The following is a 15,684-nucleotide window of genomic DNA, read 5'->3' on the forward strand; positions in this document are numbered from 1 at the left end:
TTCAGGAGTGCCACCACCGCTTTCTGAGCCGGTGCGTAGTCCCGTTGCATCACCGGCTGGGTCGGCTCGCCGGCGAGCTCGCGCATCGCGCGGTTGATGGCGATCTTGGCGCTCGGCCGCGCGCTCTCGAACAACCGCCGCCGCACCAGATCGGTCGAGCAGGCGAGCAGATCTTTCAGCCGCACCGGCGAAAGGTCGTCGCGGCCGCCGACCGTCATGGCCAGCACGCCATCCTGCGCGGCACGGCGGATCAGTCCATTGAAGCCGATCGTCGAGAATTCGGCGCCGGCATTGCCGGCGACCTTGCGGACCACGTCGCGATCACCGCGACGAACGATCACTTCGGTGATCGGCGGCGAAATCGTCGGCCGCTCCGAGATCGCCATCAGATGCGTCTGGCCGCGCTGGCGCGCCAACTCGACCAGCGTCGCTTCGTCGACCAGCATCGAGCGGCGCAGCAGCGGCCCGGCGATGCCGATGTCCTCGTCCTGTACGAGCTGAGCGATGAGCTGCGGCGGCGCGTTCGCGATCGAGCAGAAACGCCGCGCCAATTCGCTGCGGCTCTCGACATCGCTCACCGGCACGAGCCTCAGCAGGATGCCGTCGAACAGCGCTACGTGGTCGCTGTGAAAGGCGGACGCGCCCTGCATGAAAAGATCCGAGATTCGGCGCACGGCCTCGGCGCGGCGTGTCGGGTCGCTGCGCATGACGACGTCGTCGATCTCTGGCACCAAAGAGAGGGCGGCAGTCATCCAATCATCTCGGGGCGCCAGGGCGGCGCGGCCACGCGACCTTAGGCAGCCGGCATGAACGAAGGGTTGAGGTTTGCGGTGCGTTCCTAATCAATGGCTGCCGCTTGTGCCGGTCGCGCAGTTCGTGCTGCGGGCTTGCCGCAGCGGCCTAAAACCGCTATATCCACCTCAATCTGAAATTCTCATACGATCGAGTATCGAGAGTGGGCCCTCCGGGACCCGCTCTTTTTTATTACCCGATCGGTGCATGTTCCGCGGCAATGCAGCCGCCCGGCCGCTCCAGAACGAAGCTGCAGGCACCCCAACGGACCCTTGAAAAAGCTCAGCTTTTGACGATGACCGATCCGACGATCCCCGAGATGGAGTCCGACGCGCTGACCGAGCCACGGCTCGTGGTCGAGCCCGGCGTCGCGGCGCGCTTCGGGGCCGTGGCCGAGCCGGTGCTGCAGGGCATGGGCTATCGGCTGGTCCGCATCAAGGTGTCGGGCGAAGCCGGATGCACGGTCCAGATCATGGCCGAACGGCCGGACGGCACCATGCTGATCGACGATTGTGAGGCGGTGTCCAAGGCGCTGTCGCCGGTGCTCGACATCGCCGACCCGATCGACCGTGCCTACCGGCTGGAAATTTCCTCGCCGGGGATCGACCGTCCGCTGGTGCGGCGTTCGGATTTTGCCCGCTATTCCGGCCACTTGGTCAAGATCGAGATGTCGGTTCCGCACGATGGGCGCAAGCGCTTCCGCGGGCTGCTCGACGGCGTCGAAGGCGATGCGGTCCGGGTGCTGCGCGAGGGCATTGCCAAGGATGAAGAGCCGCTGGTCAAGCTGCCGATGCATGACATCGGCGATGCCCGGCTGGTTTTGACCGACGAGCTGATCGCCGAGTCGATGCGCCGTGGGAAGCAGGCCGAGCGCGACCTCAAGCAGAGCCTCGGGCTCGCGCCGGAGCCGCCGCCGCACGCCAAGCGCAGCGATCCGAAGAAATCCAACGCGCCCAAGCCCAAGCCGAAGGCGCTCACGTTGGCCGCCAAGCCGAAGCCGACCAACACCAAAGCTCACCGTCTCGCCGCCGACCGCAAGCGGCGTGGCGATTTCGATCTCTCTGAAGGAGACTGATCCATGGCCGTCAGCGCCAACAGGCTGGAATTGCTGCAGATCGCCGATGCCGTCGCGCGCGAGAAATCGATCGACCGCGGCATCGTCATTGCCGCGATGGAGGACGCGATCGCCAAGGCGGCGCGGGCCCGCTACGGCTCCGAGACCGACGTTCACGCCGAGATCGATCCCAAGAAGGGCGAGCTGCGGCTGTCGCGTCACATGCTGGTGGTCGACCAGGTCGAGAACCCCGCCAACCAGATCTCGCTGAAGGCGGCGCAGCGCGCCAATCCGGGCGCGCAGGTCGGCGACACCATCGCCGACACGCTGCCGCCGCTGGAATACGGCCGCATCGCCGCGCAGTCGGCCAAGCAGGTGATCGTGCAGAAGGTGCGCGAGGCCGAGCGCGACCGGCAGTATCTCGAGTTCAAGGATCGCATCGGCGACATCGTCAACGGCGTCGTCAAGCGCGTCGAATACGGCAGCGTCATCGTGGACCTCGGCCGCGGCGAAGCCATCATCCGCCGCGACGAAATGCTGCCGCGTGAATCCTTCCGCAACGGCGACCGCGTCCGCGCCTATGTGTTCGACGTCCGCCGCGAGACCCGCGGTCCGCAGATATTCCTGTCGCGCACCCATCCGCAGTTCATGGCGAAATTGTTCGCGCAGGAAGTGCCGGAAATCTACGACGGCATCGTCGAGATCAAGGCAGTGGCCCGCGATCCGGGCTCGCGCGCCAAGATTGGCGTGGTGTCGCGCGACAGTTCGGTCGATCCGGTCGGCGCCTGCGTCGGCATGCGCGGCTCGCGCGTGCAGGCGGTGGTGAACGAGCTGCAGGGCGAGAAGATCGACATCATTCCGTGGTCGCCCGACATCGCCACCTTCGTGGTCAACGCTTTGGCGCCGGCCGAAGTCTCCAAGGTGGTGATCGACGAAGAACGCGAGCGCATCGAGGTTGTGGTTCCGGACACCAATAACCAACTATCTCTTGCGATCGGCCGCCGCGGCCAGAACGTGCGTCTGGCGTCGCAGCTCACTGGCTGGGACATCGACATTCTCACCGAGAGCGAAGAATCCGAACGCCGCCAGGCCGATTTCGAGAACTCGACCCGCGTCTTCATGGAAGCGCTGAACGTCGACGAAGTGGTCGGCCAGTTGCTCGCCTCCGAAGGCTTCACCTCGGTCGAGGAGGTCGCCCTGATCGACGTTCGCGAACTCGCCGGCATCGAGGGCTTCGACGAAGAAACCGCGGCCGAATTGCAGACCCGCGCGCGCGAGTATCTCGACCAGATCGAGGCCGAGCTCGAAGCGCGGCGCAAGGAATTGGGCGTCGAGGACGAGCTCAGGGAAGTTCCCGGCATCACCTCCAAGATGCTGGTCAAGCTCGGCGAGAACGAGGTCAAGACGGTCGAGGATCTGGCCGGCTGTGCGACCGACGATCTCGTCGGCTGGGTCGAGCGCAAGGATGGCGCCGAGCCGGTCAAGCACGCGGGCTTCTTCGAGGGCGTCGAGATCAGCCGCGACGAGGCCGAGCAGCTGATCATGCAGGCCCGCGTCAAGGCCGGCTGGATCGATGCGTCCGAGCTCGAAGCGGCCGAGCCGGAGCAGGAACTCGCCGACGGCGAGGCGGAGTAAACATTCGCCATGCCGTCGCTCTCGACCACATCACGCCTGAACCCATGAAGGGGTTATCGACCGGATGCTTGCTGCGCCCGACGCTGCTGCAGATCTCGACGACGGACCGCGGATGCGCAAATCCGCGGCCGAGCGGATGTGCGCGGTCACGCGGCAGGTCCGGCCGACCTCGGAGCTGATCCGCTTCGTCGTCGCCCCGACCGGCGAGGTCGTCGCCGACCTGAAGCGCAACCTCCCGGGCCGCGGTCTTTGGCTGACGGCGTCGCGCAGCATCGTCGAACAGGCGGTGCGCCGCCGCGTCTTTGCCAGGGGGTTCAAGCGCGACGTCAAGGTGGCGCCGGCGCTGGCGACCGATCTCGAGGCGCTCCTGGTGCGTTCGGTCATCGACGCGTTATCGATCGCCGCCAAGGCGTCGCAGGTGGTCAGCGGCTTCGGCAAGGTCGAGTCGGCGCTGAAGAGCCGCGAGGCGGTGGCGGTGATCCACGCGACCGACGGCGCCGCCGACGGAATCCGCAAACTCGATGCTCTGAGGCGGGCACATGACGGCCATGCGACCGGCTCGCGCGAAATTCCGCGCGTCGACGCCCTCATGTCGCATGATTTGGATTTGGCATTGGGGCGGTCAAATGTGATACATGCTGCGCTGCTTGCGGGCTCGGCCGGACAAACATTCCTGTCGCGCTGCCAGATTCTGGTCCGATACCGGCTGGCGGACGACGGCAATGCCGATGCGGCAGCGGCAGCACAGCCGATCGCCAAGCAGAACCACGCTGACGACCGCGACGCCGAAGACCGCGACGCTTGCCGGCAAACCACCGCCGACGGCGCAGTCAAAGCCGACGACGTGACTGACGACGACGCTGATGATGGCCGTGCGAACGCGCACAACGTTTGAGAGATTGGGACGACTGAATGGTTGATACGAAAACGCCTGGCGACAAGACTTTGACGATGCCGACCAAGACCTTGACGCTGAAGCCGCGCGTCGAGCAGGGCGTCGTGCGCCAGAGCTTCAGCCACGGACGTAGCAAACAGGTGGTGGTCGAGAAGCGCGGCAAGCGCCGGCTCGGCGACGGATCGCCCGAGCCAGCGGCGCCGGAGCCGGTCGCCAAGCCCGCAAGGCCCGCGGCAGCCGCGCCCGCCCCGTCACGCCAGCAGTCGTCGCCGCAGCGCTCGTCGCCGCAGGCGCGCAGCGGCATGGTGCTGCGGACCCTGACCGAGGACGAGCGCAGCGCCCGCGCCACCGCGCTGGCCGACGCCCGCGTCCGCGAGGTCGAGGAGCGCAAGCAGGCCGAGATCGAAGCGCTGCGCCGCGCCGAGCAGGAAAAGATCGAAAAGGCCGAGCGCGAAGCCGCCGAGGCCCGCCGCAAGGCCGAGGAAGAGCGTCACCGCCAGGAAGACGAAGCCAAGCGCAAGGCCGAGACCGAAGCCAAGAAGCGCTTCGGCGATACCGAGCCGGCTCCGGCGGCCCGCAAGCCGGTCGAGGCGCGCCCCGCAGGGACCGCGCCGGCGCCGTCGCGTCCCGGTGCGCCCTCCGCGCGTCCCGGTGCGCCGTCTGCGCGTCCTGGTGCGCCGGCCGCGCGCGCTCCCGGTGTTCCGGCCGAGGCCGGCGACGACGACGAGGCGCCGCGCATGATCCGCCGTCCTGGCGGTCCCGCGCGTCCGGCGCCGCCGCCGAAGCAGCCGGCCGCCAAGCCCGGCGCATCCAAGCAGCGCGGCCGCCTCACCGTGGTCACCGCGCTCAACGCCGACGACGTGCGCGAACGTTCGATCGCCTCGTTCCGCCGCCGCACCCAGCGGCTCAAGGGTCATGCTTCGAACGAGCCGAAAGAGAAGCTGGTGCGCGAAGTCATCGTTCCTGAAGTCATCACCATTCAGGAACTCGCCAACCGCATGTCCGAGCGCGCGGTCGACGTCATCCGAATGCTGATGAAGCAAGGGTCGATGTACAAGATCACCGATGTGATCGACGCCGACACCGCGCAGCTGATCGCCGAAGAACTCGGCCACACCGTCAAGCGCGTCGCCGCGGCGGACGTGGAAGAGGGTCTGTTCGACGTCGTCGACGACTCCACCGATACCGAGCCGCGCTCGCCGGTGGTGACCGTGATGGGTCACGTCGACCACGGCAAGACCTCGCTGCTCGACGCGCTGCGCCACGCCAACGTGGTGTCGGGCGAAGCCGGCGGCATCACTCAGCACATCGGCGCCTATCAGGTGACCTCGCCGGAAACCGGCACCAAGATCACCTTCATCGACACGCCCGGCCACGCCGCGTTCACCGCGATGCGCGCCCGCGGCGCCAAGGTCACCGACATCGTCATCCTGGTGGTGGCGGCCGACGACGGCGTGATGCCGCAGACCATCGAGGCGATCAATCACGCCAAGGCGGCCGGCGTTCCGATCATCGTGGCGATCAACAAGATCGACAAGCCGGATGCGCGGCCCGAGCGGGTGCGCACCGACCTGCTGCAGCACAACGTTCAGGTCGAATCGATGGGCGGCGACGTCGTCGACGTCGAAGTCTCGGCCAAGAACAAGACCGGTCTCGACAAGCTGCTCGAGATGATCGCGCTGCAGGCCGAACTGCTCGACCTCAAGACCAACACCACGCGTCCGGCCGAAGGCACCGTGATCGAAGCCAAGCTCGATCGCGGCCGTGGTCCGGTCGCGACCGTGCTGGTTCAGCGCGGCACCCTCAAGGTCGGTGACATCATCGTCGCCGGCGCCGAGATGGGCCGCGTTCGCGCGCTGATCTCCGATCAGGGCGAGACCGTGCAGGAAGCCGGCCCGTCGGTGCCGGTCGAAGTGCTCGGCTTCAACGGTCCGCCGGAAGCTGGCGATCGTCTCGCGGTGGTCGAGAACGAAGCGCGTGCCCGCCAGATCACCGATTATCGCGCCCATCAGAAGCGCGAGAAGTCGGCGGCCTCGGTGTCGGGCATGCGCGGCTCGCTCGAACAGATGATGACGCAGCTGAAGACGTCGGGCCGGAAGGAATTCCCGCTGATCGTCAAGGCGGACGTGCAGGGCTCGCTCGAAGCGATCCTCGGCTCGCTGGAGAAGCTCGGCACCGACGAGGTCGCCGCGCGCATCCTGCATGCCGGCGTCGGCGGCATCAGCGAGAGCGACGTGACGCTGGCCGAAGGCTTCAACGCCGTCATCCTCGGCTTCTCGGTTCGCGCCAACAAGGAGGCCGCTGCGGCCGCCAAGCGCAACGGCATCGAGATCCGCTACTACAACATCATCTACGATCTCGTGGATGATATTAAGAAGGCGATGAGCGGCCTGCTCGCGCCGACGCTGCGCGAGACCATGCTGGGCAACGCCCAGATCCTGGAGATCTTCAACATCTCCAAGGTCGGCAAGGTCGCCGGTTGCCGCGTCACCGACGGCACCGTCGAGCGCGGCGCCAATGTCCGCCTGATCCGCGACAACGTCGTGGTGCACGAGGGCAAGCTGTCGACCTTGAAGCGCTTCAAGGACGAAGTGAAGGAAGTCCAGTCGGGCCAGGAATGCGGCATGGCGTTCGAGAACTACACCGACATGCGTGTCGGTGACGTGATCGAGTGCTACCGCGTCGAGACCATCCAGCGCTCGCTGTAAGTCCGAATCTTACAGTCGAGTCTGGTTGATTAGTAACGAGGCGTCATGGCCGGGCTGATGCGCGTCTTCGCGATAACGGCCCGGCCATCCACGTCCTTGCCTTTCCGCATCACAGACGTGCATGCCCGCGACAAGCGTGGGCATGACGAAGGTTTTTGAGAGACGATCATGCCCCGCCACCAGAACAAAGCTCCCTCCGGAGGTTCGACCCGCAGTCTGCGCGTCGGCGAATTGGTGCGTCACGCGGTCGCCGAGATCTTCGCCCAGGGTGATGTCCACGACCCCGTGCTCGAAAGCCATCTGATCACGGTGCCCGAAGTCCGGATGTCGCCCGACCTCAAGCTGGCGACGATCTACGTGATGCCGCTCGGCGGCAAAGACGAGAAGCAGGTGCTGGACGCGCTCGAGCACCACAAGCGCTATCTGCGCGGCGAGATCGCTCACCGCGTGAACCTCAAATACGCCCCGGACATCCGCTTCCGCATCGACGAACGTTTCGCCGAAGCCGAACGAATCGACCGTTTGCTGCGCTCGCCCGCAGTCCAGAAAGACCTCGAACCGGATTCGGACCAGGATTGATGACCGTGACCATGCCCGACGCAACGCTCGCTCCGCACGACGCGCACGCCGGCCCCGACCAGCCGCCCGCACCGCGTATGCCGCGCGACAACAACGATCCGCGCAACGCGCAGGCGAATGGCCAGAACCGCGGCCCCAAGCCGCCGCGCCGCGACAAGCGCGACGTCCATGGCTGGGTGATCCTCGACAAGCCGATCGGCATGACCTCGACCCACGCGGTCGCGGTGGTGAAGCGGTTGTTCTCGGCCAAGCGCGCCGGCCATGCCGGCACGCTCGATCCGCTCGCCTCCGGCGGTCTGCCGATCGCGATGGGCGAGGCCACCAAGACGGTGCCGTTCGTGATGGACGGCCGTAAGCGCTATCGCTTCACCGTGGCGTGGGGCGAGGAGCGCGACACCGACGATACCGAGGGCCGCGTCACCGCGAGTTCCGAGCAGCGGCCGACCGCCGAGGCCGTCATGGCGCTGCTGCCGCGCTTTACCGGCGTGATCGAGCAGATCCCGCCGCAATATTCGGCCGTGAAGATCCAGGGCGAGCGCGCCTACGATCTGGCGCGCGACGGCGAGACCGTCGAGCTGGCCCCGCGGGCCGTCGAGATTCACCAATTAACCCTTGTGGATCATGGCGCTAACGGCCAGTCGGTGTTCGAGGCCGAGTGCGGCAAGGGAACCTATGTGCGGGCGCTGGCGCGCGACATGGGCCGCCTGCTCGGCTGCTACGGCCATATCTGCGCGCTGCGCCGGACGCTGTGCGGCCCGTTCGACGAGGCCGACATGATTCCGCTGGAAGAGCTGCAGGCTTTGTGCGATAGAGCGGCGTCCGGCGAGGGTAGCCTCGCCGACGCGCTACTGCCCGTTGAGACCGCGCTGGACGACATCCCGGCACTGGCCGTCACACGGGCTGACGCGGCAAGGCTCCACCGGGGCCAGGCCGTTTTGTTGCGCGGACGGGATGCGCCTCCTTGCAGCGGCACAGTCTATGTCACGGTGGCAGGCCGGCTTCTGGCCCTCGCCGAAGTCGGCAATGGCGAACTCATCCCCAAGCGCGTGTTCAACCTGAACGGACTGACCGCCAGTCCGACGCTTAAGGAAAGTAACTGACGATGTCGATTACCGCCGAACGCAAAGCGGAAGTCATCAAGTCCAACGCCAACAAGGCCGGTGACACCGGCTCGCCCGAGGTTCAGGTCGCGATCCTGTCGGAACGCATCGCCAACCTCACCGCGCACTTCAAGACCCACACCAAGGACAACCACTCGCGCCGCGGGCTGTTGAAGCTGGTGTCGACGCGCCGGTCGCTGCTCGACTACATCAAGAAGAAGGATGAGGCGCGCTACAAGGCGCTGCTCGAGAAGCACAACATCCGTCGCTGATCCAAGACGTATCGCCCCGACCCGTCCGGCGGAGGCGTCTCGCCTCCTCATCGCCGCAGCGGGCCGGGCGATTCCTTCGCACAGGCCCATTACGAGTCTGTCTGTGCGCCATTGCCCAGCCGCATCCGGCGGCCGGGCGCAAACGGGCCGCCGGCCCGAGCCGCGCGGGACGCGAAGACCATAGGGGTCTCGCCCCGCACCGGGAGGACCGCACACATCTCTGACCTCAAGACCATGGCAGGATCGCCGGACGCTGTTTTCGCCCTCGGGCGCGCAGCGTCTCGCCATCTTGCGCATGGTCTTTTGGTTTTTGGGGTGCGGTCTTGTCGGAAACCGATGAGAGAAACATCCGATGTTCAATCAACATTCAGTCGAAATCGATTGGGGTGGGCGTCCGCTCAAGCTTGAGACGGGCAAGATCGCCCGCCAGGCCGACGGCGCGGTGCTCGCCACCTATGGCGAGACCGTCGTGCTCGCCACCGTCGTGGCCGCCAAGGCGCCGCGCGAAGGCGTCGACTTCCTGCCGCTGACCGTCGACTATCAGGAAAAGACCTACGCGGCCGGCCGCATTCCGGGCGGTTACTTCAAGCGTGAAGGCCGTCCGACCGAGAAGGAGACGCTGGTCTCCCGCCTGATCGACCGTCCGATCCGTCCGCTGTTCGCCGACGGCTGGCGCAACGAGACCCAGGTGATCGTGACCGTGCTGTCGCACGACATGGAAAACGATCCGGACGTGCTGGCGATGGTCGCCGCCTCGGCGGCGCTGACGCTGTCGGGCGTGCCGTTCAAGGGCCCGATCGGCGCCGCCCGCGTCGGCTTCATCGACGATGAGTACGTGCTCAATCCGGTGCTCGACGAGATGTCGGAGACCCGCCTCGAGCTGGTCGTCGCCGGCACGTCGGACGCCGTGCTGATGGTCGAATCCGAAGCCAAGGAGCTGTCGGAAGAAGTGATGCTCGGCGCCGTGATGTTCGGTCACCGCCACTTCCAGCCGGTGATCGACGCGATCATCGAGCTCGCCGAGAAGGCCGCCAAGGAGCCGCGCGAGCTGACCGAGATCGACAATTCGGCGATCGAGAAGGAAATGCTCGGCCTGGTCGAACAGGAGCTGCGCGCCGCCTACGCCATCCCGGTCAAGCAGGAGCGCTACGCCGCCGTCGGCAAGGTCAAGGAGAAGGCGATCGCGCACTTCTTCCCGGAAGGCCAGGAGCCGAAATACGACAAGCTGCGCATCGCCGGCGTGTTCAAGGAGCTCGAAGCCAAGATCGTTCGCTGGAACATCCTCGACACCGGCAAGCGCATCGACGGCCGCGACGTCAAGACCGTGCGCCAGATCCTGGCGCAGGTCGGCGTGCTGCCGCGCACTCACGGTTCCGCGCTGTTCACCCGCGGTGAAACCCAGGCGATGGTCGTCACCACGCTCGGCACCGGCGAAGACGAGCAGTATGTCGACTCGCTGTCGGGAACGTACAAAGAGACGTTCCTGCTGCACTACAACTTCCCGCCCTACTCGGTCGGCGAGACCGGCCGCCTCGGCGGTACCAAGCGCCGCGAGATCGGCCACGGCAAGCTGGCGTGGCGCGCGATCCATCCGGTGCTGCCGCCGCACCACGAATTCCCCTACACCATCCGCGTCGTCTCCGAGATCACCGAGTCGAACGGCTCGTCCTCGATGGCGTCGGTGTGCGGCGCCTCGCTGGCGCTGATGGATGCGGGCGTGCCGTTGAAGCGGCCGACCGCGGGCATCGCGATGGGCCTGATCCTGGAAGGCGAGCGCTTCGCGGTTCTGTCCGACATCCTCGGCGACGAGGATCATCTCGGCGACATGGACTTCAAGGTGGCCGGCACCGACCAGGGCATCACCTCGCTGCAGATGGACATCAAGATCGCCGGCATCACCGAAGAGATCATGAAGGTGGCGCTCGGCCAGGCCAAGGACGGCCGCATCCACATCCTGGGTGAGATGTCCAAGGCGCTCGACCGCGCCCGCGCCGAGCTCGGCGAACACGCGCCGCGCATCGAGACCTTCAAGATCCCGACCGACAAGATCCGCGAAGTGATCGGCACCGGCGGCAAGGTGATCCGCGAGATCGTCGAGAAGACCGGCGCCAAGGTCAACATCGAGGACGACGGCACCGTGAAGGTGGCCTCATCCGACGGCGAGTCGATCAAGGCCGCCATCAAGTGGATCAAGTCGATCGCCTCCGATCCGGAAGTCGGCGAGATCTACGAAGGCACCGTCGTCAAGGTGATGGAGTTCGGCGCCTTCGTGAACTTCTTTGGCGCCAAGGACGGCCTGGTGCACATCAGCCAGCTCGCCGCCGGCCGCGTGCAGAAGACCTCCGACGTCGTCAAGGAAGGCGACAAGGTCAAGGTCAAGCTGCTCGGCTTCGACGACCGCGGCAAGACCCGGCTGTCGATGAAGGCGGTCGATCAGGCCACCGGCGAGGACCTCGAAGCCAAGCCGAAGGCCGAGGGCGAAGCTCCGGCCCAGGCCGCCGGCGAGTAATTCGCCCGCGATCTTTCAGCGCGAGTTTCAGGGGCGGCCGCGAGGCCGCCCCTTTTGTTTTCAGGCCGGTGAACTGTGAGCCGCGTGGTTCATTTCGCCCCGCGGCAAGCCGCTGCAACGCGCTTTGCATGATCCCGAAGCTGTCGGAGGGCAACTACCCGTATGACGCGTGTCATGCCAAGAGAGAGTCGGATAAGTAGTCGTCTCGTTCAGAATGGAACTTGATACCGGTGCGGTCGCGCTGAGTGAAGAGACGCGTAGTGCATTTACTGAGCGTTCTTCGTTAGAATGGGGCTAGTTGTTACTTAATCATCGAATGCCAAATTGGCCTTACGTCAGCGCGCCGCCTTCGGCAGCGGCGAGTCGTGCACCCGATTGCTGGTGCACCTGAAAGGTCCTCGGCATGTTCTCCTTCTCGCGCAGCACCGACCTCGATTCCGACAAAGCCATTGTGGCCGCCATCAATCGATCGCAGGCGGTGATCTCGTTCGATCTCGAAGGCCACGTGCTCGACGCCAACGAGAATTTTCTGTCCGCGCTCGGCTACACGCTGGCCGAGATCAAGGGCAAGCATCACCGCATCTTCGTGGACTCGTCGGAGCACGACGGCGCGGCCTATCGAGAGTTCTGGCAGAAGCTGCGCGCCGGCGAATATGTCGCCGGCGAGTTTCGTCGCATCGCCAAGGGCGGGCACGACGTCTGGATCCAGGCGTCCTACAATCCCATTCTCGACAAAGCCGGCAAGACGGTGCGCGTCGTCAAATTCGCCGCGGACGTGACGTCGGCCAAGCGCAGCAGCCTGGAGAACAGCGGCAAGCTCGCGGCGATCGACCGGGCGCAGGCGGTCATCGAATTCTCGATCGACGGCACCGTCCTCACCGCCAACGACAACTTCCTCAAGGCGCTCGGCTACACGCTGGCCGAGATCGAGGGGCAGCATCACCGCATGTTCGTGACGCCGGAGGAACGCGACAGCGTCGCCTATCGGGAATTCTGGGAGCGGCTCGGCCGCGGCGAGTACTTCCCCGGCGAATTCAAGCGGCTCGGCAAGGGCGGCAAGGAAGTCTGGATCCTCGCGTCCTACAATCCGATTCTCGACGACCACGGCCGGGTGTTCAAAGTGGTGAAATACGCCACCGACGTCACCGAGCAGAAGCTGAGGACCGCTGATCTCGCCGGCCAGATCGCGGCCATCGGCAAGTCGCAGGCGGTGATCGAATTCACGACCGACGGCGTCGTGCTCGACGCCAACGCGAATTTTCTGCATACGCTCGGCTACACCCTGGCCGAGATCAAGGGTCGACATCATTCGATGTTCGTGGAGTCCAGCGAGCGCGACACGCCGGCCTATCGGGAGTTCTGGGCAGCGCTGGCGCGCGGCGAGTATCAAGCCGCCGAATACAAGCGCATCGGCAAGGGCGGCAAGGAAGTCTGGATCCAGGCCTCCTACAATCCGATCCTCGATCTCAACGGCAAGCCGTTCAAGGTCGTCAAATACGCCACCGATACGACCCGGCAGGTGCTGACCCGCATGGGCAACGAGCGCGTCCGCTCCATGATGGAGCAGGTCGCCGCCGGTTCGGAAGAACTCAACGCGTCTGTGCGCGAAATCTCCGAGGCCATGACCAAGTCGCGTAGCACCGCGATGGAGACCGTCGGCGAGGTCGACGCCGCCGACGCTCAGGCCAATCGTCTCAACGAAGCCGCGCAGGCGATGAGCGGCATTGTCGAGCTGATCGGCCATATCACCGGCCAGATCAATCTGCTGGCGCTCAACGCGACGATCGAATCGGCTCGCGCCGGTGAGGCTGGCCGCGGTTTTGCGGTGGTGGCCCAGGAAGTCAAAAATCTCGCCAATCAGGCCAAGCAAGCGACCGATCGCATCGGAACCGAGATCGACAACCTCAATACCATCTCGGGCGATGTCGTTAGTGCGCTCGCCCGAATCAAAAAAGCCATTCAGAGCGTCAGCGAGTACGTCACCTCCACGGCAGCGGCTGTCGAGGAGCAGAGCACTGTTACCAGCGAGATGTCCTCGAGCATGCAGCGGGCTGCTAACGAAGCCGCAGCGATCGCCGCGGCGGCCTGAGCTGTCCGGCGTGCAGAGCGTTTTCGAGCGAAGCGGGTACCGGTTCGCGTGAAGAAAACGCGTCGAACTAAGAATCCGGAGCTCCGGTCCTGATTCTATCAGAATCGGAGCTCCAGCCTTGCCGGCCATCGATCCGCTGTGTTGGACCCAGGGCCGGCGGAGCGTTGCCGGTGGCCGTCGGGGCTACTGACAACACGGGTTAGTAAAACCCTTGGGGTGCTTATTTCTTGGGCGTCCCGACGCTATTTAGTGACCGCCGGTGTGTCTCTTCGGACACAAACAACAACCCGCATTTATCACGTCTGGGATAGTTGAGGTCAGACTCGATCTGGCCGCTTGCCGTTCGCGGGTGTTCTCCCGATACTCCCGGCATGGGCGATCTCCGAACCATGCCGATGACCAGATTTGCTGCGAGCTGCATTGCGGTCTTGCTGACGGTGTTGCTGCCGAGCGGCGCGATGGCGCAGCGCGCGGTTCTGACGCTTGAGAACGATACCGTCGCACATACCGATCGCGACTATACTAACGGCTTCCGCCTTTCCTTTGTGTTCGATCAGTTCTCGCGCGATCTGGTGGCGGCGCGGGCGTTCGCATGGGTCGATCCGGTGCTGGTGACCTACGGGGCGCCCGCCGGCGAGGTGAAGCGGCAGTTCGAATGGATCGCGCTGGCGCAGAGCATCTACACCCCCGACCGCGATACCCGCGGCATCTATCGGCCCGGCGTCGACCGGCCGTTCGGCGGCTGGCTCTACACCGGCTTCAATGCCGCTCAGGAAACCGGCCGACGCCAGCTCGATTCGTTCGAGGTCCAGCTAGGCGTCGTTGGCGGACGGCTGTCGCTGGCCGAGGCGGTGCAGTCGAGCTTCCATTCGCTGCTCGGCCAGTCCGCGCCGGTGATCAACGGCTACGAACTGCGCGACGAACCCGGCGTGGTGCTGGCGTGGGAGCGGCGCTGGAAGTTCGGCAGCGAGCTCGGTAACGGGTTTGGCGTCGACGTCATTCCGTCGGTCGGCTTCACCGGCGGCAACGTCTTCACCTATGGCGAGGCCGGCGCCATCGCCCGGTTCGGGCGTTCGCTGTCGACGACCTGGGGCCCGACGCTGATCCGGCCCGGTTATTCGGGAGCTAACTTCGTCAGCACCAATCCGGCGGCGCCATTCTGGGGCTTCTCGGTGTTCGGCGGCGCCGAGGCCCGCGGCGTCGCGCGCAACATCTTCCTCGACGGCTCGACCTTCGGCTCCAGCCCGAGCGTCACCAAAAACAACTTCGTCTACGATCTGATCGGCGGCGTCGAAGTCTTCAACCAGGCCGGCTTCATGGCCACCGCCACCTGGATCCATCGCTCGCGCGAATATAGCACCCAGGCGCGGGCCTATTCGGATTACGGTTCGCTCTCGCTGGCCTATCGGTTCTAAGTCCCCTCGTTTGCTGCGTATTTGTAGCCACGCCTTCAAGGACGGCTGGCCTTGGCCGTCTTCGGCTTAAGACTGCCTTAAGAAAACAGCTTCAGCCGTGAGGTAAGGATACACCGCGGGGAAGCGTAGACATGGCAGGGCGTCAAAGGTCGGGGTGGGTGACCGTTGTCGTCGCTGCGTTCGTCCTGGCGCCGATCAGCGCCGGTCACGCCGCCGATGGCCGCGCGATCGTGCTGAACGGTAGTGCGTCGGGTGCGCAGCATTGCGAATCCTGCCACGGGCTCACGGGCCAGGGCATTCCGGCCAACGGCTATCCGCGACTCGCCGGACTCGACGCCGACTATCTGGTGCATCAACTGAACAGCTTCGCCGACGGCAGCCGCGCCAGCAGCATGATGTCGCCGGTCGCCAAGGGACTGTCGCCCGAAGACCGCCGCGCCGTCGCCGATTACTACGCGCGCCAGTCGCCGCCGCAGGTCACCGACCAGGCCGCCGATTCGCCCGAGGCCGCGACGCGTGGCCGGGCCCTCGCCACCGTCGGCATGGGCGCAAAAGGCCTGCCGGCCTGCAATCAATGTCACGGCCCCAACGGCGAAGGCGTCGGCGACGCGTTTCCGCGACTGGCGGGCCAGTCTG

General features: G+C 65.7%; 12 protein-coding genes. 11 read left to right on the forward strand and 1 reads right to left on the reverse strand.

What is annotated here, in order from left to right; translation table 11 throughout:
* The coding region (locus I5M_RS07110; protein ID WP_031335698.1) for a DUF2336 domain-containing protein at nt 1-752 on the reverse strand (752 nt) is incomplete at its 3' end.
* Nucleotides 753-1,087: 335 nt separating this feature from the next.
* On the opposite strand from I5M_RS07110, the gene rimP reads away from it, so the two are divergent.
* From rimP to I5M_RS07165, 11 genes are all read left to right on the forward strand, one after another.
* Nucleotides 1,088-1,867: a ribosome maturation factor RimP gene (rimP, locus tag I5M_RS07115; protein WP_022720767.1), complete on the forward strand. Its 780-nt coding sequence runs from the start codon at nt 1,088-1,090 to the stop codon at nt 1,865-1,867.
* A gap of 3 nt (nt 1,868-1,870) precedes the next feature.
* Complete coding sequence (nusA, locus tag I5M_RS07120; RefSeq protein ID WP_022720768.1) at nt 1,871-3,481, forward strand: transcription termination factor NusA; 1,611 nt, start codon at nt 1,871-1,873, stop codon at nt 3,479-3,481.
* A gap of 136 nt (nt 3,482-3,617) precedes the next feature.
* Nucleotides 3,618-4,376 carry an RNA-binding protein gene (locus I5M_RS07125; protein ID WP_376738670.1) on the forward strand — a complete coding sequence of 253 codons (759 nt, stop codon included), beginning with the start codon at nt 3,618-3,620 and terminating at the stop codon, nt 4,374-4,376.
* Nucleotides 4,377-4,393: 17 nt separating this feature from the next.
* Complete coding sequence (infB, locus tag I5M_RS07130) at nt 4,394-7,084, forward strand: translation initiation factor IF-2 (RefSeq protein ID WP_022720769.1); 2,691 nt, start codon at nt 4,394-4,396, stop codon at nt 7,082-7,084.
* 168 nt (nt 7,085-7,252) lie between these two features.
* Complete coding sequence (gene rbfA, locus I5M_RS07135; RefSeq protein ID WP_022720770.1) at nt 7,253-7,663, forward strand: 30S ribosome-binding factor RbfA; 411 nt, start codon at nt 7,253-7,255, stop codon at nt 7,661-7,663.
* Entirely contained in the window at nt 7,663-8,763 is a 1,101-nt protein-coding gene (truB, locus tag I5M_RS07140) for a tRNA pseudouridine(55) synthase TruB (protein WP_022720771.1), read from the forward strand. Before rbfA ends, truB begins: the two co-directional genes overlap by 1 nt.
* A gap of 2 nt (nt 8,764-8,765) precedes the next feature.
* On the forward strand, nt 8,766-9,035 hold the full coding sequence (rpsO, locus tag I5M_RS07145) for a 30S ribosomal protein S15 (protein WP_022720772.1): 270 nt from the start codon (nt 8,766-8,768) through the stop codon (nt 9,033-9,035).
* Between the two features lie 352 nt (nt 9,036-9,387).
* Nucleotides 9,388-11,544: a polyribonucleotide nucleotidyltransferase gene (pnp, locus tag I5M_RS07150; protein WP_022720773.1), complete on the forward strand. Its 2,157-nt coding sequence runs from the start codon at nt 9,388-9,390 to the stop codon at nt 11,542-11,544.
* A gap of 403 nt (nt 11,545-11,947) precedes the next feature.
* The gene (locus I5M_RS07155) at nt 11,948-13,633 is read left to right on the forward strand and encodes a PAS domain-containing methyl-accepting chemotaxis protein (protein ID WP_022720774.1); all 1,686 of its coding nucleotides are present in this window, start codon (nt 11,948-11,950) and stop codon (nt 13,631-13,633) included.
* 395 nt (nt 13,634-14,028) lie between these two features.
* On the forward strand, nt 14,029-15,048 hold the full coding sequence (locus tag I5M_RS07160; protein WP_159103979.1) for a lipid A deacylase LpxR family protein: 1,020 nt from the start codon (nt 14,029-14,031) through the stop codon (nt 15,046-15,048).
* A 158-nt stretch (nt 15,049-15,206) separates the two neighbouring features.
* The coding region (locus tag I5M_RS07165; RefSeq protein ID WP_022720776.1) for a cytochrome c at nt 15,207-15,684 on the forward strand (478 nt) is incomplete at its 3' end.

This window comes from Rhodopseudomonas sp. B29, from assembly GCF_000333455.1.
In the GTDB taxonomy this organism is placed as follows: Bacteria; Pseudomonadota; Alphaproteobacteria; order Rhizobiales; family Xanthobacteraceae; genus Rhodopseudomonas.